The sequence below is a fragment of the Pseudomonas cremoricolorata DSM 17059 = NBRC 16634 genome, from assembly GCF_000425745.1.
Taxonomy (GTDB): Bacteria; Pseudomonadota; Gammaproteobacteria; order Pseudomonadales; family Pseudomonadaceae; genus Aquipseudomonas; species Aquipseudomonas cremoricolorata.
Map to the genome: position 1 here is coordinate 172,684 of NZ_AUEA01000011.1, position 21,193 is coordinate 193,876.

Below are 21,193 nucleotides of genomic sequence, written 5' to 3' on the forward strand. Positions count from 1 at the left end.
ATCACTGCTGCGGCGCCAGCCAGCCTTTGACCCGGCGGAACAACTGCTCCTGTTGCGCCGCGCTGTCGCCAGGCGTGGCGATCAGCGACAGCTGACGGTACTGGCTGTCCTTGACCCGTTTGCTGGCTTGCAGACGCTGCTCGGCAGCGGCCTTGTCGGCGCTGCGCAGGGCGTAATAGATGTCGGCAGTCGGCACCTTGAGGGTCGGCACCAGGCTGGGCAGGCCATCTTCGACCCGCGCCGGCGTCTGCGCCGCCACCAGCACCAGCTTTTGCACTTCAGGTGGCTGTTTTTCGCTGACGAAGCGGGCCGCCCAGTAGGCGCCACTGCCTTGGCCCAATAACACCACGCTGCGTGCATTCTGCTGCTGGGCATAGCTGATGGCCGCTTGCAGGCGGGCGAAGATGCGTTCGGCATCGGCCTGATCGTTGTGCTCGGTGGCGTCTTCGGCATCGGTGGCCTCTGCCGTGTCGGCATCGGGCGAGGTGGCCTGGGCGACGTTGGCGTTGGCGTCGTCCGGGGTGTCCTTGGCCGGTGCCGTTTGCCCGGCGGGGGCTGCCGCTGGGGTAGGCGCCGGGGCGGCGCGGGCCTGGGGCATATCGGCCACCAGGTCTGGCAGTGTCACGCTCAGGCTGTGCCAGCCGGCATCCGGCAGCTTCTGCCGCAGCGGCCCGACACCGATCGGCCAGTCGGCATTTTCCCCCGCGCCGGGCACGATGATCACCGCGCCATGCGGATCGGTGTCATTCGCCGGTTTCCATAGCGCCAGGAAGCTTTCACCGTTGGCTTCCAGGCTGCGCTGCTGCTCTTTCGGCACGCGGCGTTGCAGCGCCAGCGCTTCGTCAGCGCTGCGATCTGCCAGAGGCGGGCGTGGTGTTGGTGCGCTGGCGGCAGCAGGGTCTGCGGCTTGGGCTGGGGCATCGGCTGCCTGAGCGGCAAGCGGCAGGGCACTGGCCAGGCAAAACGCCACCAGCGAGGCGCGATAAAGTGAGACCATCCGTTTCACCCATAATCAGCATGTTACCTGCAGCCTAATGCCATTTGCCCGAGACAGCCACGCGCTGGCCGGTACTTGTCGGGATGAGCGTCGAATGAAGTCCACACGTTGCCTGTTGCTGGTCTTGTGCCTGGGTCTGTTGCCGGGGCTGTTCATGCGCGCTCACGCGCAGCCACCTGCGCCCGCTTTGGAGCCGGCCCAGAAACTGTGGCTCGACGAGCATCGCAGCCTGCGGGTCGGCCTGGTGCTGCAGGCGCCCTATGCCCAGTTCGATCGCCGGCTGCAGCAGTTGTATGGCGCCAACGTCGAATTGGTGACCTGGCTGGGTCAGGCGCTGCGGCTCGACCTCACCTGGCGCAACTTTCCTGATCAGGCGGCGCTGGAGCAAGCCCTGCGCATGGGCGAGATCGACTTCGCCCCCGGCCTGACCCAAACCCAGGCCAGCTTGCGTCTGTGGCTGTTCAGCGACCCTTACATGCGCGTGCCGCAGTTGCTGGTCGGCCCGCGCAGCGGCGCGGTGGCGGTTGAGCTGGAAAAGCTCGGCGCCAGCGAACGCCTGGCCGTGCGCATGCCCAGCGCGCTTGCCGATTACCTGCGCAGCAACTACGCCAGCCTCAACCTGCAAGGTGTGCCGAACGAGCGTACCGCCTTGCAGTGGGTCATTGGCGGGCAGGCGGCGTATGCGGTGGTGGACGAGGCGCAGCTCAGCCGGCTGTCCCGCGAAGGCGAGTTCGCCGACCTTGCGGTGGTCGGCGATATCGGCCTGCCGCAACTGCTGCGCATCGGCTCGCGGCTCGACTGGCCGCAGCTTGCCGAGGTGCTCGAAGCGGGCTTGCAGGCCATGCCGGCCAAGACCCTTGAGCAAATCCACCAGCGCTGGCTGCAACCCAAATACCCGCGCTTCGCCGAGTCGGCCGGGTTCTGGCAGAACCTTGCGCTGCTCTGTGCACTGCTGTTGCTGTGCGTCCTCGCCACCCTGGCTTGGCAGCGTCGGCAGCAGCGTTATCTTGAGCGCAGCCTGCTGGCCACCCGCGAACAACTCAACGAGCGCCGCTCCCGGGAAGAGTCGCTGCGCCTGAGTCAGTTCTCCCTCGACCAAAGCACCATCGGCATTCTCTGGGTCAACTGGGACAGCCACGTGCGCTACGCCAACCACGCCGCCGAACGCATGCTCGGCTACGCCGAGGGCGAGCTGCTGGAACGACCCTTGATCGATTTCGAACCGACGCTGCACATGGACCGTTGGCTGGAGTTGTGGAAGCGGGTGCGCAGCACGGCAGGTGCCGACGAGCATTTCGAGAGCCACTGCCGGCGCGCCGATGGCTCATTACTGCCGGTCGACCTGTCGTTGTCGTTTCTGCGCTTTCGCGATGCCGAATACCTGGTGGTGTTCCTCACCGACGTCACCGAGCGGCGCCGGGCACTGGCGGCCCTGCGCGAGAGCGAGGCGCAGCTCAAGGGCATCGCCGGCAACGTGCCGGGGCTGGTCTTTCGCCTGGAGCGTGATCCGGCAGAAGGTGGCCTGGAATTTCCCTACATCAGTGAGGGCAGCGAAGCGTTGGTCGGCTACACGCCGGCGGCGATCCAGCACCCGCAAATGGGCCTGCGCAACCTGGTGCATGCCGATGACCGTGCCGACTACCACCGTGTTCAGGACCTGGCCCACGACCTGGACTGGTCGTGGCAAGGGCGCATCGTCACCCGTGAAGGCGAGCAGCGCTGGGCCGACATCAAGGCCAGCAGCCGCCGTCTGGGCGATGGCCGGGTGGTGTGGGACGGTGTGGTCTGGGACATCACCCAGAGCAAGCGCGCCGAGCTGGAACTGGCCCGCTCGCAGGAACAGTTGCGTGAGCTGTCGGCGCACCTCGAAAGCGTGCGCGAAGAGGAAAAGGCGCGCATTGCCCGGGAAGTGCACGACGAGCTCGGTCAGATGCTCACCGTGCTCAAGCTGGAAGTGTCGATGTGCGAACTGGCCTACGCCGAACTCGACCCCGGCTTGCACGAGCGGCTGGCGAGCATGAAGCGGCTGATCGCTCAGCTGTTCCAGCTGGTGCGCGACGTCGCCACCGCGTTGCGTCCGCCGATTCTCGATGCGGGCATCGCCTCGGCCATCGAATGGCAGGCCCGGCGCTTCGAAGCACGCACGCAAATTCCCTGCCTGGTGCAGGTGCCTGATACCCTGCCGGCACTCAGCGATGCCAAGGCCACCGGTCTGTTCAGGGTTTTGCAGGAGGCGCTGACCAACGTCATTCGCCACGCCCAGGCGCACACCGTGCAGATCGAACTGCTGCACACGCCCGGGCAACTGCGCATGACCGTGATCGATGATGGCATCGGCTTTCGTCCCGAACAGGCTCGGCCCACCTCGTTCGGCCTGGTCGGCATGCGCGAGCGGGTGTTGATGCTGGGCGGCAGCATGAGCCTGGACAGCGAACCGGGCGAGGGCACCAGCCTGAGCGTGGCCATTGCCCTGGAACAGGAGGAAGGCGAGTGATTCGAGTGTTCGTGGCAGAAGACCACACCATCGTCCGCGAGGGCATCAAGCAACTGATTGGCCTTGCCCGTGACATGCAGGTGGTGGGCGAGGCGGGCAATGGCGAGCAACTGCTCGAGACCTTGCGCCATACCGCGTGCGAAGTGGTGCTGCTGGATATTTCCATGCCCGGTGTCAGCGGCCTGGAAGCGATTCCGCGAATACGTGCGCTGAGTACGCCGCCGGCGATTCTCATGCTGTCGATGCACGATGAAGCGCAGATGGCCGCCCGGGCGCTGAAGGCCGGCGCCGCCGGCTATGCCACCAAGGACAGCGATCCTGCGCTGCTGCTCACCGCCATCCGCCGGGTTGCCGCGGGTGGTCGCTACATCGACCCGGCGCTGGCCGACCGCATGGTCTTCGAGGTCGGCCTGACCGAATCGCGGCCCCTGCACACCTTGCTGTCGGAGCGCGAATTCTCGGTGTTCGAGCGCCTGGCGCACGGTGCCAACGTCAACGACATCGCCCAGCAACTGGCGCTGTCGAGCAAGACCATCAGCACCCACAAGGCGCGCCTGATGCAGAAGCTCAAGGTGCATTCGCTGGCAGAGCTTGTGAAGTATGCGATGGAGCATCGCTTGCTCTGACTGTTCTGTCTGCGACAGCTGTGGCGCTGGGGCGGCTGCGCCGTTCCTGGAAACATCCCAATCGCGCCATCGTTGTAGGGCGATCCCTACACGCGGTCGGCCATTTGGATGATGGCAATCTCTCAGCAGGCCCGATTTCCCGGGGTTTGCGCCTTCTTTAGGCTGTGTCCACGGCAGTCATCCAACAAGAAGGTACAGGTATGAGTGAGGTGAACCGGAACGGCGCGACCGGCGAGACGCTGGTCAGCTTCCGCGGAGTGCAGAAGAGTTACGACGGCGAATCGCTGATCGTCAAAGACCTCAACCTGGACATCCGCAAGGGCGAATTCCTCACCTTGCTCGGCCCGTCCGGCTCGGGCAAGACTACCAGCCTGATGATGCTCGCCGGTTTCGAAACCCCCACCGCCGGGGAAATCCAGCTGGCCGGGCGCTCGATCAACAACGTGCCGCCGCACAAGCGCGACATCGGCATGGTGTTCCAGAACTACGCGCTGTTCCCGCACATGACCGTTGCGGAAAACCTGGCCTTCCCGCTGAGCGTGCGCAACCTGAGCAAGACCGACATCAGCGAGCGGGTCAAGCGTGTGCTCAACATGGTCCAGCTCGACAGCTTCGCCAAACGCTACCCCGGCCAGCTTTCCGGCGGCCAGCAGCAGCGCGTGGCGCTGGCCCGGGCGCTGGTGTTCGAGCCGCAGCTGGTGCTGATGGACGAGCCGCTTGGCGCCCTCGACAAACAGCTGCGTGAACACATGCAGATGGAAATCAAGCACATCCACCAGCGCCTCGGCGTGACGGTGGTCTACGTCACCCACGACCAGGGCGAGGCGCTGACCATGTCCGACCGTGTGGCGGTATTCCACCAGGGCGAGATCCAGCAGATCGCCGACCCGCGCACGCTTTACGAAGAGCCGCGCAACACCTTCGTGGCCAACTTCATCGGTGAAAACAACCGCTTGAGCGGCACTTTGCTCAGCCGCGATGGCGAGCGCTGCCAGGTACAACTGGGCCGTGGTGAGCGAGTCGAGGCGCTGGCGGTGAACGTCGGCCAGGCCGGCGAGCCGGTGACCTTGTCGATCCGCCCCGAGCGCGTGCGCCTCAATGGCCATAGCGAGAATTGCGTGAATCGCTTCTCGGGCCGTGTGGCCGAATTCATCTACCTCGGCGACCACGTGCGGGTCCGCCTCGAGGTCTGCGGCAAGACTGATTTCTTCGTCAAACAGCCGATCGCCGAGCTCGACCCGGCGCTGGCAGTGGGCGATGTGGTTCCGCTTGGCTGGGAGGTGCAGCACGCCCGCGCGCTCGACCCGATCGACCAGGCCCATTGAAGGTGTCCGTCACCAACCTCGTACTGTGGAGAGAACAATAATGCACAAGCAGTTGAAACTGACCGCCCTGGCGCTGGGTCTGGTGGTCGCAGGCCAGGCCCTGGCTGCGGACCTGACCGTGGTGTCGTTCGGCGGCGCCAACAAGGCCGCGCAGGTCAAGGCGTTCTACGAGCCGTGGGAAAAGGCTGGCAAGGGCAAGATCGTCGCCGGTGAGTACAACGGCGAAATGGCCAAGATCAAAGCCATGGTCGATACCAAGAGCGTGTCGTGGAACCTGGTCGAGGTAGAGTCGCCGGAGCTTGCCCGTGGCTGTGACGAGGGGCTGTTCGAAGAGCTCGACCCTGCGCAGTTCGGTAACGAATCCGACTACGTGCAGGGCGCCATTCAGCCGTGCGGTGTCGGCTTCTTCGTCTGGTCGACGGTGCTGGCCTACAACGCCGACAAGCTCAAGACCGCGCCCACCAGCTGGGCCGATTTCTGGGACACCAAGCAGTTCCCCGGCAAGCGCGGCCTGCGCAAGGGCGCCAAGTACACCCTGGAATTCGCCCTGATGGCCGACGGCGTCGCGCCCAAGGATGTGTACAAGGTGCTCGGCACCAAAGAGGGCGTCGACCGCGCCTTCAAGAAGCTCGATGAGCTCAAGCCAAGCATTCAGTGGTGGGAAGCCGGCGCTCAACCGCCGCAGTACTTGGCCTCGGGCGACGTGGTCATGAGTTCGGCCTACAACGGCCGGATCGCGGCCGTGCAGAAAGAAAGCAACCTCAAGGTGGTGTGGAACGGCGGCATCTACGACTTCGATGCCTGGGCCATCCCCAAGGGCGCGAAGAATGCCGAGGAAGCGAAGAAGTTCATCGCCTACAGCGTTCAGCCTGAGCAGCAGAAGACCTACTCGGAAAACATCGCCTACGGCCCGGCCAATTCCAAGGCGGTCGACCTGTTGGCCGACGAGGTCAAGCAGAACATGCCGACCACGCCTGAGAACATCGCCAACCAGGTGCAGATCGACGTGGCCTTCTGGGCCGACAACAGCGAGCAGCTGGAGCAACGTTTCAACGCCTGGGCCGCGAAGAAGTAACTCGCGTCGTCGGAGCGCCGGCCTGGCTGGCGCTCCCCGTTTTCCTGTTTTGCGGAGTCTGTCATGGCCATTGCAGTGCCCCTGAATGAAGGCGCGGGTCCCAACCTCAAGCAGCGCCTCAAGCGTGCCGAGCGGGTCAACCGCTGGAAAGCACAAGCGTTGATCGCGCCGTTGGCGCTGTTCCTCCTGCTGGTGTTTCTCGTGCCGATCGCCGCGCTGCTGTTCAAGAGCGTCGGCAACCCGGAAGTGGTGGGCGGTCTGCCGCGCACGGTGCAGGCCATCGAGCAGTGGGATGGCAAGAGCCTGCCGGGCGATGCGGTGTACCTGGCGCTCAGCCAGGACCTGGTCGAGTCGCGCAAGAACCAGACCCTGGGCGATGTGTCGAAACGTCTGAACATGGAGCTTGCCGGCTATCGCAGCCTGCTGGCGAAAACCGCCCGGGCGCTGCCGTTCAAGAGCGAGCCGGCCTCGTATAAAGAAGCCTTGCAGAACCTCGACGAGCGCTGGGGCGACCCGGCGTATTGGCAGGCCATCCGCCGCAACACCAGCAGCGTGACCTCGTTCTACCTGCTGGCCTCGGTCGACCACCGCATCGACGATCTCGGTGAGCTGGCCAAGACCTCACCCGATCAGGCCATCTACCTGGATATTTTCGCCCGCACCCTGTGGATGGGTGTGGTGATCACCGTCATCTGCCTGTTGCTGGCCTACCCTTTGGCCTACCTGCTGGCCAACCTGCCGACGCGGCAGAGCAACCTGCTGATGATTCTGGTGCTGCTGCCGTTCTGGACCTCGATTCTGGTACGGGTGGCGGCGTGGATCGTGCTGCTGCAATCAGGCGGGCTGATCAACAGTGCGTTGATGGCGCTGGGCATCATCGATCAGCCGCTGGAACTGGTGTTCAACCGCACCGGTGTGTACATCTCGATGGTGCACATTCTGCTGCCGTTCATGATCCTGCCGCTGTACAGCGTGATGAAGGGCATCTCGCCGAGCTACATGCGTGCGGCCATCTCCCTGGGCTGCCACCCGTTCGCCAGCTTCTGGCGGGTGTACTTCCCGCAGACCTATGCGGGTGTCGGCGCCGGTTGCCTGTTGGTGTTCATCCTCGCCATCGGCTACTACATCACCCCGGCGCTGCTCGGCAGCCCCAACGACCAGATGGTCAGCTACTTCGTGGCCTTCTACACCAACACCAGCATCAACTGGGGCATGGCCACCGCACTGGGCGGGTTGCTGCTGCTGGCCACTGTGTTGCTGTACCTGATCTATAGCTGGCTGGTCGGCGCCAGCCGCCTGCGCCTGAGCTGAGGAGCGTTCGTCATGCTGAGCCCTTACATGTCGCCCGTGGAACGGGTGTGGTACTACGGCCTGCGCATTCTCTGCGGCCTGGTGTTGTTGTTCCTGGTGTTGCCGGTGCTGGTGATCGTGCCGCTGTCGTTCAACAGTGGCAGTTTCCTGGTGTACCCGCTGCAGGGCTTCTCGTTGCAGTGGTATCAGGACTTCTTCGGCTCGGCCGAATGGATGCGCGCGCTGAAGAACAGCATCATCGTCGCCCCGGCGGCCACGGTGCTGGCGATGGTCTTCGGCACCCTGGCGGCGATCGGCCTGACTCGCGGCGACTTCCCGGGCAAGTCGCTGGTGATGGCCCTGGTGATTTCGCCCATGGTGGTGCCGGTGGTGATCATCGGCGTGGCCAGTTATCTGTTCTTCGCGCCACTGGGGCTGGGTAATAGCTTCCTGTCGCTGATTCTGGTGCATGCGGTGCTGGGTGTGCCGTTCGTGATCATCACGGTGTCGGCCACCCTGCAGGGCTTCAACTACAACCTGGTGCGCGCTGCAGCCAGCCTCGGCGCCTCGCCGCTGACCACCTTCCGCCGCGTGACCTTGCCGCTGATCGCACCGGGGGTGATTTCCGGCGCGCTGTTCGCTTTCGCTACCTCGTTCGATGAAGTTGTGGTGACGCTGTTCCTCGCCGGCCCCGAGCAGGCCACCCTGCCGCGGCAGATGTTCAGCGGCATCCGCGAGAATCTCAGCCCGACCATCGCTGCCGCCGCGACCCTGTTGATCGGCTTTTCAGTGGTGCTGTTGCTGACCTTGGAATGGTTGCGCGGGCGCAGCGAGAAACTGCGCACTCAACAACCTGCCTGAGCGGTTCATGCAGGAGGGGCCGCTTTCACGAGCGGCTCCTCGAGTGATACCGATCAGCGCTGATCATTCTCGCTGAGTTACAATGCGCGCCACCGTGATTCTGCCTACAGGTGCGCCATGCAGCCCTTCGCTATTGCCCCGTCCATCCTTTCCGCCGATTTCGCCCGTCTGGGCGAGGAAGTCGACAACGTGCTGGCCAGTGGCGCCGACATCGTTCACTTCGATGTGATGGACAACCACTACGTCCCCAACCTCACCATCGGCCCGATGGTCTGCGCCGCGTTGCGCAAGCACGGCGTCACCGCGCCCATCGACGTGCACCTGATGGTCAGCCCGGTCGATCGCATCATCGGCGACTTCATCGAAGCCGGCGCCACCTACATCACCTTCCACCCCGAAGCCAGCCAGCACATCGACCGTTCGCTGCAACTGATCCGCGACGGCGGCTGCAAGGCCGGCCTGGTGTTCAACCCGGCCACCAGCCTGGACGCGCTGAAGTACGTCATGGACAAGATCGACATGGTCCTGCTGATGAGCGTCAACCCAGGCTTCGGCGGGCAGAAGTTCATCCCCGGCACCCTCGACAAACTGCGCGAAGCGCGTGCCCTGATCGATGCCAGCGGCCGCGACATTCGCCTGGAAATCGACGGCGGCGTGAACGTCAACAACATCCGTGAAATCGCCGCTGCCGGCGCCGATACCTTCGTCGCCGGCTCGGCCATCTTCAACGCGCCGGACTACCGCGAAGTGATCGGCAAGATGCGCGCCGAACTGGCTCTGACCCGCCCATGAGCGGCTTCGAGCAGCTGTTCCCGAACGCGCTGCCAAGGCTGGTGATGTTCGACCTCGATGGCACGCTGGTCGACTCGGTACCCGACCTGGCCGTGGCGGTCGATCACATGCTGCTCGAAATGGGCCGTCCGCCTGCGGGCATCGAGGCGGTACGGCAATGGGTCGGCAACGGCGCGCAGGTGCTGGTGCGCCGTGCGCTGGCGGGCGGCATCGATCACGCCGCGGTCGACGATGCCTTGGCCGAGCAGGGGCTGGCGTTGTTCATGGAGGCGTATGCGCGCAGTCATGAGCACACGGTGATCTACCCTGGCGTGCGCGACACCCTGCGCTGGTTGCGCAAGCGCGGCGTCGAGATGGCGCTGATCACCAACAAGCCAGAGCGCTTCGTCGCGCCCTTGCTCGATCAGATGAAGATCGGCGAGTACTTCCGCTGGATCATCGGCGGCGACACCCTGCCACAGAAAAAACCCGACCCGGCCGCGTTGCTGTTCGTCATGCAGATGGCCGGCGTCACCCCGCAGCAGTCGCTGTTCGTGGGTGATTCGCGCAGCGATGTGCTGGCCGCGCGTGCTGCCGGTGTGCAGTGTGCGGCGCTCAGCTACGGCTACAACCACGGGCGGCCGATCAGCGAGGAATCACCGAGCCTGGTGCTCGATGACCTGCGCGCTCTGATCCCCGGTTGCGTAGTCACAGCCGCTGGGATAACGTTGCCCGACTTCAAGGATTCGACACACAGAGAGCCTCCCGTGGTGGTCACCGGCAAATACTGGATGAAAGTCATCAAGGCCCTGGCCCGCTGGCGCTGGCGCGCCTGACGCTCGCCTGTCGGCACCTGGCCGACCCATCCGTTTGCCCTGTCCAATGCTGCTTGCCCCACGAGGCTACCCATGACCCGCGAAGAATTCCTGCGCCTGGCCGCTGCCGGCTACAACCGCATCCCTCTGGCCTTCGAAACCCTGGCCGACTTCGACACGCCGCTGTCGATCTATCTGAAACTCGCCGACCAACCCAACTCGTACCTGCTCGAATCGGTGCAGGGCGGCGAGAAGTGGGGGCGCTATTCGATGATCGGCCTGCCGTCGCGTACTGTGCTGCGCGTGCATGGCTATCGGGTCAGCATCGTCGAGGATGGGGTTGAGGTCGAACAGCACGACGTCGAAGACCCGCTGGCCTTCGTCGAAGCGTTCAAGGAACGCTACAAGGTCGCCGACATCGCCGGGCTGCCGCGCTTCAATGGCGGGCTGGTCGGCTACTTTGGCTACGACTGCGTGCGCTATGTGGAAAAACGCCTGGGCGCCTGCCCCAACCCTGACCCGTTGGGCGTGCCGGACATCCTGCTGATGGTCTCTGACGCGGTGGTGGTGTTCGACAACCTGGCGGGCAAGATGCACGCCATCGTGCTGGTCGACCCCGCCGACGAGCAGGCCTTCGAGCAGGGCCAGCAACGCCTGCAGACGCTGCTGGCCACTTTGCGTGAGCCGATCACGCCGCGCCCGGGCCTTGACCTGTCGGTGTCCCAGGGCCAGGAACCTGCGTTCCGCTCAAGCTTTACCCAGGCCGATTACGAGCGCGCGGTGGACACCGTCAAGCAGTACATCCTGGCCGGCGACTGCATGCAGGTGGTGCCATCGCAGCGTATGTCCATCGACTTCAACGCTGCGCCGATCGACCTGTACCGCGCCTTGCGCTGCTTCAACCCGACGCCCTACATGTACTTCTTCAACTTCGGCGATTTCCACGTGGTGGGCAGTTCGCCGGAAGTGCTGGTGCGGGTCGAAGACAATCTGGTCACCGTGCGTCCCATCGCCGGCACCCGCCCACGCGGCGCCAACGAAGAGGCAGACCAGGCGCTCGAAGACGACCTGCTGTCCGATGACAAGGAAATCGCCGAGCACCTGATGCTGATCGACCTTGGCCGCAACGACGTCGGTCGAGTGTCGTCCACCGGTAGCGTGCGCCTGACCGAGAAGATGGTCATCGAGCGCTACTCCAATGTCATGCACATCGTCTCCAACGTCACCGGGCACCTGCGCGAAGACCTGACCGCCATGGATGCCCTGCGCGCCATCTTGCCGGCCGGCACGCTGTCTGGCGCACCGAAGATCCGCGCCATGGAAATCATCGACGAGCTCGAGCCGGTCAAGCGAGGCGTGTACGGCGGCGCGGTCGGTTACTTCGCCTGGAACGGCAACATGGACACGGCGATTGCCATCCGCACCGCGGTGATCAAGAACGGCGAGCTGCATGTGCAGGCCGGGGGCGGCATCGTCGCCGACTCGGTGCCGGCGCTGGAATGGGAAGAAACCCTCAACAAGCGCCGGGCGATGTTCCGCGCGGTGGCCTTGGCCGAGCAGACGGCCAAGGCCTGAGGATGAAAGAACGGTGCTCTTCGGAGCACCGTTTTCGTTTTCCCGCTGGATGTTGCCGACCTAGAAGTCCAGGCTCAGCGCCAGGTTCAGCCCTTGCTGGGTCAGCGCATCGCTCTTGCGCCAGGTGTAGTTGCCGCGCAGGTTCAGGCCCGGCGCCAACTGCTGGGTCAGGCCCAGGCTGGCGCGGGTGAGGTTGCTGTGCGGGGTATAGCCGGCGAGGGTGAAGTCATTGTCCGGCAGGCTGCTCAGGTGCAGGGTCACGTCTTGTGGGTCGTCCTCGAACTCATGCTCGCGGGCCACTTCGGCGAACAGTTTGGTGGCGGGCGCCAGTTGCACGCTGCCAAGCAGGCCTGCGCCCAGGCGCCGTGAAGTGCGCTCTTGGTCATCGACCCCAAGGGCGGTAGCCCGGCCGCTGCGTTCCTCATAGCCATCGACCTTGACCCGTGCGTAGTCGGCACTGAGGAACGGCGCCAGCTGCCAGCGGCTGCCCGGTGCCGCCAGGTTGAAGCCCAGGCGCGTGGTCAGCGCCCAGGCCTCGCCATCGGTGTCGGCTTTTTCACTGCGCTGATTCACGCCCAGGGCAAAGGTGCGCTTGAGGTCGCCGTAGTCGAGATGCCCCGCCGTCAGCGCGGCGTCAGCCCACCAGCGATCATGGCGAAATTCGGCGAAGGCGCTGGCGAGGTAGCTGTTCAAGCGGTAGTCCGAGTCGTGCTCGCCCAGCGCCAGCTTCTGCCGATACACCCCTGCGGCCAGGCCGACGCGCCAGGCATCATCGAGACGATAACTGCCGCCAAGTGTCAGGTTGTAGCCCCGGCCATCGCCCTTGGCGGCACTGCTCTGCTCATCGAAATCGAGGTCTTGCGCGCCGGTGGCGACAATCGCCTGCCACTGGCCGACGCCTTGCCATGGCGTTTGCCATTGGTTGCGCAGTTCATCCTGATGCGCGCGCAAGCTGGCGTGGGCCATTTCCGGCAGCAGTGTCAGCTCCCAGGGCGCCGAGACCACCGAGTAGGCGTAGTCGGCGATCAGCTGCTGGCCGGCGATGGTGGGGTGGACGGCGTCGTTGAACAGCAGCTTGGTGGGGTCGGGCGTGGTGCCGCCGATGCCGTACAGCGGGTTCTGCACGCAGCTGTTGCCGCTGTAGCAGGTGCCGATCAGGTTCTGGTTGGTTGCCAGGCCGAAGCTGCCGGGGTCGGCCAGGGCTTCCTTGAGCAGCGCCGGCACGTTGAGCGGGATGATTTCGGCATCGATCTGCTGCAACTGGCTGACCAGCGACTGGTTGAACACGCCCGACAATTGCGACAGCGCGCCTTGCAGCGGCGAGCCGCTGAAGTTGGGGGTTTGCCCCAGATCGGGCAGCAGCCAGACGATCATGTAGCGGGCGCCAGCCTGTTGCAGGGCCTGGGCGCTGGCAGCCAGGCGCGCACCTGCGGCAGCGGCGTCGGCGGGGCTGTTGACCTGGCCCTGGAGGAAGTCGTTGCCGCCGCCGGTGAGGTAGTACAGCGCGTTGGGGTCGGCGCGCAGGCCGTTGGCGAGGTAGCCGGGGCGGTCGCGGATGATTGCGCCGGCGCCGAATTGGCCGGGTGGGATGATCACTTCGGACGTTTTAAGGATCGAGTCGAGGATCTGCTGCGTGGTGTAGCCGCCGACCGCCCAGTTGTTACCGTCGGGGATACCGAGCTTGTCATTGGCCCATGAGGTCGAAGGGCCAAGCTCTGTGCCCGAGAAGCCAAGCTTTCCACCCAGGAGCATCGGCGAGACGAGTGCATATTTGCCATCCGCATCACGGTTGGTGAAACGCATGCCGGTGTCATTGCCGGTGAAGTCGGGAAACTGCCCGGCATCGCTGAGGCTGTCGCCGAACACGATCATCGAGGAGTAAGGGTTCGGCGCCGCCATGGCCGAGCTGCTGGCCAGAATGAGCGTTCCCAGGAGTGTGCGCAGAAACGGAGGTTTAGCCATGTGTGAGTGCCTTTCGTTGTTGTTATTGGGTCGAGCCGCTGGAACATAGCAAATCGTCCTGACGGGGTAATTCAACACTTCGTTTGTCAGGCGCACAGCCCGTGTTGCCACCGCCGCGCCGGTAGGCTACTGTGCGGTCACGTATGAGCGAGACCTACCCTGTGTTGATCGTCAGCAAACTCTTGATGCGCGTAATCAAGGCCCACGCCCGTTGGCGTTGGCGCGCCTGACTTTATCTCCTGCCGGTTGACCCGGCCCGTTCCTGATTGCTTTTCCTGATGCGCCGAGCACGCCCGCGATACACCGCCGGCTGCTGTGCTGGGCATCGAAAACGCGTATACAAAGTCGGTGGATTGAAGAGGTTTCAACCCGATGTTACTGATGATCGACAACTACGACTCCTTCACCTACAACGTCGTCCAGTACCTGGGCGAGCTGGGTGCCGAGGTCAAGGTCATTCGCAATGACGAAATGACCATCGCTGAAATCGAAGCGCTGCAACCCGAACGCATCGTCGTTTCCCCTGGCCCGTGCACCCCAAGCGAAGCGGGTGTGTCCATCGAGGCCATCCTGCATTTTGCCGGCAAGCTGCCGATTCTTGGCGTGTGTCTGGGCCACCAGTCCATTGGCCAGGCCTTCGGTGGCGACGTGGTGCGCGCCCGCCAAGTGATGCACGGCAAGACCAGCCCGGTGCATCACCGTGACCTGGGCGTGTTCGCAGGGTTGAACAATCCGCTCACGGTGACCCGCTACCACTCGTTGGTGGTCAAGCGCGACACCCTGCCTGACTGCCTGGAAGTGACCGCCTGGACCGTACTGGAAGACGGCTCGGTCGACGAAATCATGGGCCTGCGTCACAAGACGCTGAACATCGAAGGGGTACAGTTCCACCCCGAATCGATTCTTACCGAACAAGGTCATGAGCTGTTCGCCAACTTCCTCAAGCAGACCGGCGGACGCCGTTAAGGACACGCAGTGAGTATGGATATCAAGACCGCATTGAGCCGCATCGTCAGCCACCTCGACTTGAGCACGGCGGAAATGAGCGACGTGATGCGTCAGATCATGACCGGCCAGTGCACCGAGGCGCAGATCGGCGCCTTCCTGATGGGCATGCGCATGAAGAGCGAGAGCATCGACGAGATCGTCGGCGCCGTCTCGGTGATGCGCGAGCTGGCGCACAAGGTTGAACTGCAAAGCCTCGATGGCGTGGTCGACATCGTCGGCACCGGCGGTGACGGCGCGAACATCTTCAACGTGTCCACCGCCTCTGCGTTCGTCCTCGCTGCTGCCGGCTGTACGGTCGCCAAGCATGGCAACCGGGCGGTGTCGGGCAAATCCGGCAGCGCCGATCTGCTCGAAGCGGCGGGCGTCTACCTCGACCTGACGCCGGTACAGGTCGCGCGCTGCATCGACAGCCTCGGCATCGGTTTCATGTTCGCCCAGAGCCATCACTCGGCCATGAAGTACGCCGCCGGGCCGCGCCGCGATCTGGGCCTGCGCACCTTGTTCAACATGCTCGGCCCGCTTACGAATCCGGCCGGGGTCAAGCATCAGGTGGTCGGCGTGTTCACCCAGGCGCTGTGCCGGCCGCTGGCGGAAGTTCTGCAGCGGCTGGGCAGCAAGCACGTACTGGTGGTGCACTCCAAAGATGGCCTGGATGAATTCAGCCTGGCTGCACCGACCTTCGTCGCCGAGCTGAAAAACGGCGAAATCAGCGAATACTGGGTCGAGCCCGAAGACCTCGGCATCAGCAGCCAGAGCTTGCACGGCCTGGCGGTGAACGACTCGGCGCAGTCGCTGGCACTGATTCGCGATGCGCTCGGCCGGCGCAAGAGCGAGAACGCGCAGAAGGCCGCAGAAATGATCGCCCTCAACGCGGGTGCTGCGTTGTACGCGGCAGACCACGCCATGACCCTCAAGTCTGGGGTAGAACTGGCGCACGATGTCCTGCATACGGGCCTGGCCTGGGAAAAACTGCAAGAGCTGGGGGCCTTTACTGCGGTGTTCAAAGTGGAGAACGAAGCATGAGCATCCCAACCGTACTGGAGAACATCCTCGCCCGTAAGGCCGAGGAAGTCGCCGAGCGCAAGGCGCGGGTCGGCTTGTCCGAGCTGCACCAACTGGCCAAGGTTGCCGACGCGCCGCGTGGCTTTGCCAACGCTCTGATCGAGCAGGCCCGGCAGAAACGCCCGGCGGTGATTGCCGAGATCAAGAAGGCATCACCGAGCAAAGGGGTGATCCGCGAGCATTTCGTGCCCGCCGAGATTGCCGCCAGCTACGCGCACGGCGGTGCAACCTGCCTGTCGGTGCTCACTGACATCGACTACTTCCAGGGGGCCGATGCCTACTTGCAGCAGGCTCGCGCCGCCTGTGCGCTGCCGGTGATTCGCAAGGACTTCATGATCGATCCCTACCAGATCGTCGAATCCCGCGCCTTGGGTGCCGATTGTGTGTTGTTGATCGTCGCGGCACTGGATGACGTGCGCATGGCTGAACTGGCCGCAACCGCCAAAGAGGTTGGCCTCGATGTGCTGGTGGAGGTGCACGATGGCGACGAGCTGGAGCGAGCCCTGAGCACCCTCGATACACCGCTGGTGGGGGTCAACAACCGCAACCTGCATACCTTCGAAGTCAGCCTGGAAACCACCCTCGACTTGTTGCCGCGCATTCCCCGCGATCGCCTGGCGATTACCGAAAGCGGCATCCTCAACCGCGCTGACGTCGAGCTGATGGAAATCAACGAGGTCTACAGCTTCCTGGTCGGCGAAGCGTTCATGCGCGCCGAGCAGCCAGGCCAGGAACTGCAGCGGCTGTTCTTCCCGGAGCGGCCGGTGAAAAGCACCCAGGCGCTGGATTGATCCGGTCATGTCGAGCCTGTCGGGAGCTGTGCGGGCATTGACCGTCGAGCAGGGGTTGCAAGCCGAGCAGGACCTGCTCGGGGCCGTCTGCCGTGGTGAGCGACAGGCCGCACTGCTGTTCTGGCGGCCTGTCGATCAAGCGTTGGTAATGCCGCGGCGCATGAGTCGGCTGGAGGGCTTCGAGTCGGCCAGCGCCGCCGTTGCCGCAACCGGCTGGCCGGTCTTGCTGCGCGAAACCGGCGGTGAGCCGGTGCCGCAGTCGCCGGCCACGGTGAACCTGGCACTGGTGTACGTGGCGCCCCGCTCGGAGGGCGATCAGGGCCGTATCGAGCAGGCCTATCAGCGCTTGTGCCAGCCACTGTGCGATACGCTGCAGCAGTGGGGTGGGGCGGCTTCGACCGGTGAAATCGAAGGTGCCTTTTGCGATGGGCGTTACAACGTCAATCTCAACGGTCGCAAGCTCGTGGGCACCGCCCAGCGCTGGCGTCAGGGCTTGCAGGGCAAGCGCCCGGTGGTGCTGGTGCACGGCGCAATGCTGCTGGAGAACCAGCGCGAAGCGATGGTCGCCGCAGTCAACCTGTTCAATGAGCGTTGCCAACTGCCGCAACGCTGCCTTGCCGACAGTCATATCGCCTTGCACGAATGGCTGGCGCAGGCGCCAGTGCTTGAACACCTCGCCTCGGCGTACGGCCAAGTACTTGCCGCGATTCCTGACGATTAGCGAGTGCCGTAGACCACCATGGTCTTGCCCTTCACGCTGACCAGGTTGCGCTCTTCGAGGTCTTTGAGGACGCGCCCGACCATCTCCCGCGAACAGCCGACGATACGCCCGATCTCCTGACGGGTAATCTTGATCTGCATCCCGTCGGGGTGAGTCATGGCGTCGGGTTGCTTGCACAGGTCGAGCAGGCAGCGCGCGACCCGGCCAGTGACATCGAAGAAGGCCAGATCGCCGACCTTGCGCGTGGTGTTGCGCAGCCGCTGGGCCATTTGCCCGCCCAGGGCATAAAGAATGTCCGGGTCATGGCGCACCAGTTCGCGGAAGCGCTCATAGCTGATCTCTGCTACTTCACATTCGCTTTTCGCCCGCACCCAAGCGCTGCGTCCTTGAGGCTTGCCGGCATCTTCGAACAGGCCTAGCTCGCCAAAAAAATCGCCGCTGTTGAGGTAGGCGATGATCATTTCGCGGCCCTCGTCATCTTCGATGACAATGGTGACCGAGCCTTTGAGGATGTACGAGAGCGTTTCCGCCGTGTCACCTGCACAGATGATGTTGCTTTTGGCCGTGTAGCGGCGGCGCTGACAGTGGGCCAACAGCTTGTCGATGTTCTTGATCTTGGCGGAAAGAGCTGGCACGACCATCACGAAATCCTGTTCGAGGCGAGGCAGAAGGGAGAGAACGGGAATTACTGGCTATGTGCCAGTGAATTGACGCCAGATTATCAGGCACTTCCTACAGCAATACCAGAATTCCTAAACAACGAAGCTTTGCCCCGCTGCACGCGTGGACTAAGCTGGCACCCTTTTTCACGCTTCCTGGAGTTGTCACAGATGAAAGCACGCATCCAATGGGCGGGTGACGCCATGTTCCTCGGCGAATCGGGCAGCGGCCACGTGGTGGTGATGGACGGGCCGCCCGAAGCCGGCGGTCGCAACCTGGGCGTTCGCCCGATGGAAATGCTCCTGCTCGGGCTGGGCGGCTGCAGCAGCTTCGATGTGGTGAGCATCCTGAAAAAATCTCGCCAGGCTGTGGAAAGCTGCGAGGCATTCCTCGAAGCCGAGCGCGCCGATGAAGATCCCAAAGTGTTCACCAAGATCCACCTGCGTTTCGTGGTAAAGGGTCGCGGCCTGAAGGAAGCGCAGGTCAAGCGCGCGGTCGAGTTGTCTGCCGAGAAGTACTGCTCGGCGTCGATCATGCTCGACCGCGCCGGGGTGGAAATCACCCACGGCTATGAAATCGTCGAACTGGGCTGACACGGTGATTGCCCCGGACCTGCACGACGTCGCGCGGGTCCGCAGCAGACCACACGCTCAGACCCGATAAGTGCTCTTGGTCATGACCTTGGCCAGCAGGCTCATGCCCAGGCGTACCGGAGCAGGGAAGCGATAGCCGCCGGCATCCAGCGCGGCGTCTGCGTGGTGCTCTTCGTCGACACGCATCTGCTCGAGGATGGCCCGCGATTTGCCATCTTCAGCCGGAATCTGCTCCAGGTGTTCGTCCAGGTGTTTGCACACCTGACGCTCGGTAGCCGCGACGAATCCAAGGCTGACCTTGTCGCTGACCAGCCCGGCGACCGCGCCGATGCCGAACGACATGCCATAGAACAACGGATTGAGCACGCTGGGGTGGCTTCCCAGCTGGCGGATGCGCTGTTCGCACCAGGCCAGGTGGTCGATTTCCTCTTCGGCGGCATGCTCCATGGCCTTGCGCACCTGGGGCAGCTTGGCCGTCAGTGCCTGGCCTTGGTACAGCGCCTGGGCGCAGACTTCACCGGTATGGTTGATACGCATCAGCCCGGCGACGTGGCGGGTTTGCGTGGAGTCGAGATCGACATCCGGCTGGATGATGGCCGGTGACGGACGAGAAGGTTGGCCGCTGAAGGGCAGCAGCGTGCGCATGGCGGTGTCGGCCTGCAGCAGCATGCGGTCAAGCGGCGAATAGTGACGTTCGGTAGCCATCGGGCACCTCCGCAAGAGTGTGCCCGACAGTCTACCTGAAACCTTTGCAAGACGATTGCTCCGGGTCAGCGTTGCGCAGACCCTTCGCGGCGCGGGCGATCAGCCCGGAGGCCAGTTCATCTGCCGCTGGCCAAGCACATGCATGTGAATGTGGTAGACAGTTTGGCCACCCAGCTCATTGCAGTTCATGACCACCCGGAAGCCCTCTTCGCAGCCCAGTTCCTTGGCCAATCGTTGGGCGGTGAACAGGATGTGACCTGCAAGAGCTGTGTCGTCTTCGGTCAGGTCGTTGAGGGTGCGGATGGGTTTTTTCGGGATGACCAGAAAATGTACCGGTGCCTGCGGGGCGATATCGTGGAAGGCCAGAACCTGGTCGTCCTCGTAGATGATCTTCGCCGGAATCTCTCGGTTGATGATCTTGGTGAAAAGCGTGTCCACAGCGCTACTCCATGGTGAGGTTGCGCGTCGAGTGTACTCAGCCCGGCGCTGCTCGCCCATCCTCCATTACATTCCCGATGGGCAGTAGCGACGGTGGAGGAATCCGGCGAGCTTGCGCGTCAGCCAGCGCGGCAGCAGACGCGGGGCGAAGGCCAGCCAGCGATTGCGGCGCCCGGGCAGGATGATCGCGCGATTCTTATCCAGTGCCCGCACGGTATACAGCGCCACTTCTTCGGGGGACAGGCAGCGGCGGCTGCTGTGCAGGCGCTCGATGCGCCGCCGCGGCGAACGCACCGGGCCCGGACACAGCACCGAAACTTTGATCCCGGCACGCTTGAGCTCCTCGCGCAGTGCCTCGCTGAAGTTCAGCACATAGGCCTTGCTCGCCGAGTAGGCCGCCATCCACGGCCCCGGCGCCACGCCGGCAAGGCCGGCGACATTGAGGATCTGCCCGCCGCCGTGCACCGCCATGAGGTTGCCCAGCGCATGACAAAGACGGCTCAGGGCCAGCACGTTGACTTCGAGCAAGTCTTGCTCGTCGGCCCACTCATGGGCCAGGAATGGTCCGTAGGTGCGCAGGCCCGCGCAGTTGATCAACAGGTCGATGCGTCGTTCGCCTTCCTCGAGCTCCAGAACGAAGCCGGAAAGCCGCAGCGGCTGGCTGAGGTCGCAGGCGCGAAACAACACTTCGACCCCGAAACGCTGGGTCAGCTCGATGGCCACCGGCTCCAGCGTCTCGCGCTGGCGAGCGACCAGAATGAGATTGCGCCCCCGCCGCGCCAGAGCTTCCGCCAGAGCCAGGCCAAGGCCGCTGGACGCTCCGGTGATCATGGCGTAACGGGTCATGCAGCGCTCCTGGGGCGGCGAAAGAGGGCGCTAGTGTACAGCCTGCCTCAAACCCTGTGACGCCCGTTTCGCACGCTCAGGGTCAGAACGGTTTGACCACCACCAGAATCACCACGGCCAGCAGAATCAGCACCGGTACTTCGTTGAACCAGCGGTAGAAGACGTGACTGCGAGTGTTGTTGCCAGCGGCAAAGCGCTTGCGCTGCGCCCCGCACACATGGTGATAGCCGGTGAGCAGCAGCACCAGAGTCAGCTTGGCGTGCATCCAGCCCTGGCTCAGCCAGCCCGGGGTGAGGTAGAGCATCCAGATGCCGAAGACGAAGGTTGCGATCATCGCCGGGTTCATGATGCCGCGGTACAGCTTGCGCTCCATGGTGATGAAGCGCTCCTTGCTGATCGCGTCGGTGCTCTGCGCGTGGTAGACGAACAGCCGCGGCAGGTAGAACAGCCCAGCGAACCAGCAGACCACGCTGACGATGTGCAGCGCTTTGATCCAGAGATACAGCATTTATGACGTCCTTCAGGTTTTCACGGTGTGCAGATAGTAGTGGCCCGCCACTGCACAAGGCCAATCGAGT

General features: G+C 63.9%; 21 protein-coding genes. 14 read left to right on the forward strand and 7 right to left on the reverse strand.

The genetic code is table 11. From position 1 onward, the window contains the following. Position 1: 1 nt before the first annotated feature. Positions 2-997 carry an alpha/beta hydrolase family protein gene (locus H618_RS0114500; RefSeq protein WP_028695746.1) on the reverse strand — a complete coding sequence of 332 codons (996 nt, stop codon included), beginning with the start codon at positions 995-997 and terminating at the stop codon, positions 2-4. 94 nt (positions 998-1,091) lie between these two features. On the opposite strand from H618_RS0114500, the gene H618_RS0114505 reads away from it, so the two are divergent. The 9 genes from H618_RS0114505 (at position 1,092) to trpE (ending at position 11,829) form a co-directional block, all read left to right on the forward strand. Then, positions 1,092-3,491 carry a PAS domain-containing sensor histidine kinase gene (locus tag H618_RS0114505; RefSeq protein WP_028695747.1) on the forward strand — a complete coding sequence of 800 codons (2,400 nt, stop codon included), beginning with the start codon at positions 1,092-1,094 and terminating at the stop codon, positions 3,489-3,491. Next, positions 3,488-4,117 (forward strand): response regulator, encoded by a 630-nt coding sequence (locus H618_RS0114510; protein ID WP_028695748.1) that lies wholly within the window; start codon positions 3,488-3,490, stop codon positions 4,115-4,117. Before H618_RS0114505 ends, H618_RS0114510 begins: the two co-directional genes overlap by 4 nt. Positions 4,118-4,317: 200 nt before the next feature. Continuing rightward, positions 4,318-5,442, forward strand: a complete 1,125-nt coding sequence (locus tag H618_RS0114515) for an ABC transporter ATP-binding protein (protein ID WP_028695749.1) — start codon at positions 4,318-4,320, stop codon at positions 5,440-5,442. A 40-nt stretch (positions 5,443-5,482) separates the two neighbouring features. Beyond that, positions 5,483-6,517, forward strand: coding sequence for an ABC transporter substrate-binding protein (locus H618_RS0114520; protein WP_028695750.1), 1,035 nt, complete (start codon positions 5,483-5,485; stop codon positions 6,515-6,517). Positions 6,518-6,580: 63 nt separating this feature from the next. Continuing rightward, on the forward strand, positions 6,581-7,828 hold the full coding sequence (locus H618_RS0114525; RefSeq protein WP_028695751.1) for an ABC transporter permease: 1,248 nt from the start codon (positions 6,581-6,583) through the stop codon (positions 7,826-7,828). A 12-nt stretch (positions 7,829-7,840) separates the two neighbouring features. Continuing rightward, entirely contained in the window at positions 7,841-8,668 is an 828-nt protein-coding gene (locus H618_RS0114530; protein WP_028695752.1) for an ABC transporter permease, read from the forward strand. 117 nt (positions 8,669-8,785) lie between these two features. After that, entirely contained in the window at positions 8,786-9,460 is a 675-nt protein-coding gene (rpe, locus tag H618_RS0114535) for a ribulose-phosphate 3-epimerase (RefSeq protein ID WP_028695753.1), read from the forward strand. Next, entirely contained in the window at positions 9,457-10,275 is an 819-nt protein-coding gene (locus H618_RS0114540; protein WP_028695754.1) for a phosphoglycolate phosphatase, read from the forward strand. Before rpe ends, H618_RS0114540 begins: the two co-directional genes overlap by 4 nt. A gap of 72 nt (positions 10,276-10,347) precedes the next feature. After that, the gene (trpE, locus tag H618_RS0114545) at positions 10,348-11,829 is read left to right on the forward strand and encodes an anthranilate synthase component I (protein ID WP_028695755.1); all 1,482 of its coding nucleotides are present in this window, start codon (positions 10,348-10,350) and stop codon (positions 11,827-11,829) included. A 60-nt stretch (positions 11,830-11,889) separates the two neighbouring features. Here trpE and estP read toward each other — a convergent pair whose 3' ends face one another. Continuing rightward, positions 11,890-13,791, reverse strand: a complete 1,902-nt coding sequence (gene estP / locus H618_RS0114550) for an esterase EstP (protein WP_028695756.1) — start codon at positions 13,789-13,791, stop codon at positions 11,890-11,892. A 372-nt stretch (positions 13,792-14,163) separates the two neighbouring features. Here estP and H618_RS0114560 point away from each other — a divergent pair, with 372 nt between their 5' ends. The 4 genes from H618_RS0114560 to H618_RS0114575 are packed head-to-tail and all read left to right on the forward strand — an operon-like array spanning position 14,164 to position 17,373. Continuing rightward, the gene (locus H618_RS0114560) at positions 14,164-14,757 is read left to right on the forward strand and encodes an aminodeoxychorismate/anthranilate synthase component II (RefSeq protein ID WP_028695757.1); all 594 of its coding nucleotides are present in this window, start codon (positions 14,164-14,166) and stop codon (positions 14,755-14,757) included. A 15-nt stretch (positions 14,758-14,772) separates the two neighbouring features. Continuing rightward, positions 14,773-15,822, forward strand: coding sequence for an anthranilate phosphoribosyltransferase (gene trpD / locus H618_RS0114565; RefSeq protein WP_028695758.1), 1,050 nt, complete (start codon positions 14,773-14,775; stop codon positions 15,820-15,822). Further along, a complete protein-coding gene (trpC, locus tag H618_RS0114570; RefSeq protein WP_028695759.1) occupies positions 15,819-16,652 on the forward strand; it encodes an indole-3-glycerol phosphate synthase TrpC in 834 nt (277 codons plus the stop codon). Before trpD ends, trpC begins: the two co-directional genes overlap by 4 nt. Before the next feature lie 7 nt (positions 16,653-16,659). Continuing rightward, entirely contained in the window at positions 16,660-17,373 is a 714-nt protein-coding gene (locus H618_RS0114575) for a lipoate--protein ligase family protein (protein WP_033727695.1), read from the forward strand. Here H618_RS0114575 and crp read toward each other — a convergent pair. After that, the gene (gene crp / locus H618_RS0114580; protein ID WP_028695761.1) at positions 17,370-18,014 is read right to left on the reverse strand and encodes a cAMP-activated global transcriptional regulator CRP; all 645 of its coding nucleotides are present in this window, start codon (positions 18,012-18,014) and stop codon (positions 17,370-17,372) included. The genes H618_RS0114575 and crp overlap by 4 nt on opposite strands. Before the next feature lie 189 nt (positions 18,015-18,203). On the opposite strand from crp, the gene H618_RS0114585 reads away from it, so the two are divergent. Then, the gene (locus tag H618_RS0114585) at positions 18,204-18,626 is read left to right on the forward strand and encodes an OsmC family protein (RefSeq protein ID WP_028695762.1); all 423 of its coding nucleotides are present in this window, start codon (positions 18,204-18,206) and stop codon (positions 18,624-18,626) included. 57 nt (positions 18,627-18,683) lie between these two features. On the opposite strand, the gene coq7 is transcribed toward H618_RS0114585, so the two are convergent. From coq7 to hemJ, 4 genes are all read right to left on the reverse strand, one after another. Next, complete coding sequence (gene coq7 / locus H618_RS0114590) at positions 18,684-19,331, reverse strand: 2-polyprenyl-3-methyl-6-methoxy-1,4-benzoquinone monooxygenase (RefSeq protein WP_028695763.1); 648 nt, start codon at positions 19,329-19,331, stop codon at positions 18,684-18,686. Between the two features lie 99 nt (positions 19,332-19,430). Beyond that, positions 19,431-19,769, reverse strand: a complete 339-nt coding sequence (locus H618_RS0114595; protein WP_028695764.1) for a histidine triad nucleotide-binding protein — start codon at positions 19,767-19,769, stop codon at positions 19,431-19,433. A gap of 66 nt (positions 19,770-19,835) precedes the next feature. Then, positions 19,836-20,615 (reverse strand): SDR family NAD(P)-dependent oxidoreductase, encoded by a 780-nt coding sequence (locus H618_RS0114600; RefSeq protein ID WP_028695765.1) that lies wholly within the window; start codon positions 20,613-20,615, stop codon positions 19,836-19,838. An 82-nt stretch (positions 20,616-20,697) separates the two neighbouring features. Next, the gene (hemJ, locus tag H618_RS0114605; RefSeq protein WP_211232365.1) at positions 20,698-21,120 is read right to left on the reverse strand and encodes a protoporphyrinogen oxidase HemJ; all 423 of its coding nucleotides are present in this window, start codon (positions 21,118-21,120) and stop codon (positions 20,698-20,700) included. Between the last annotated feature and the right edge of the window lie 73 nt (positions 21,121-21,193).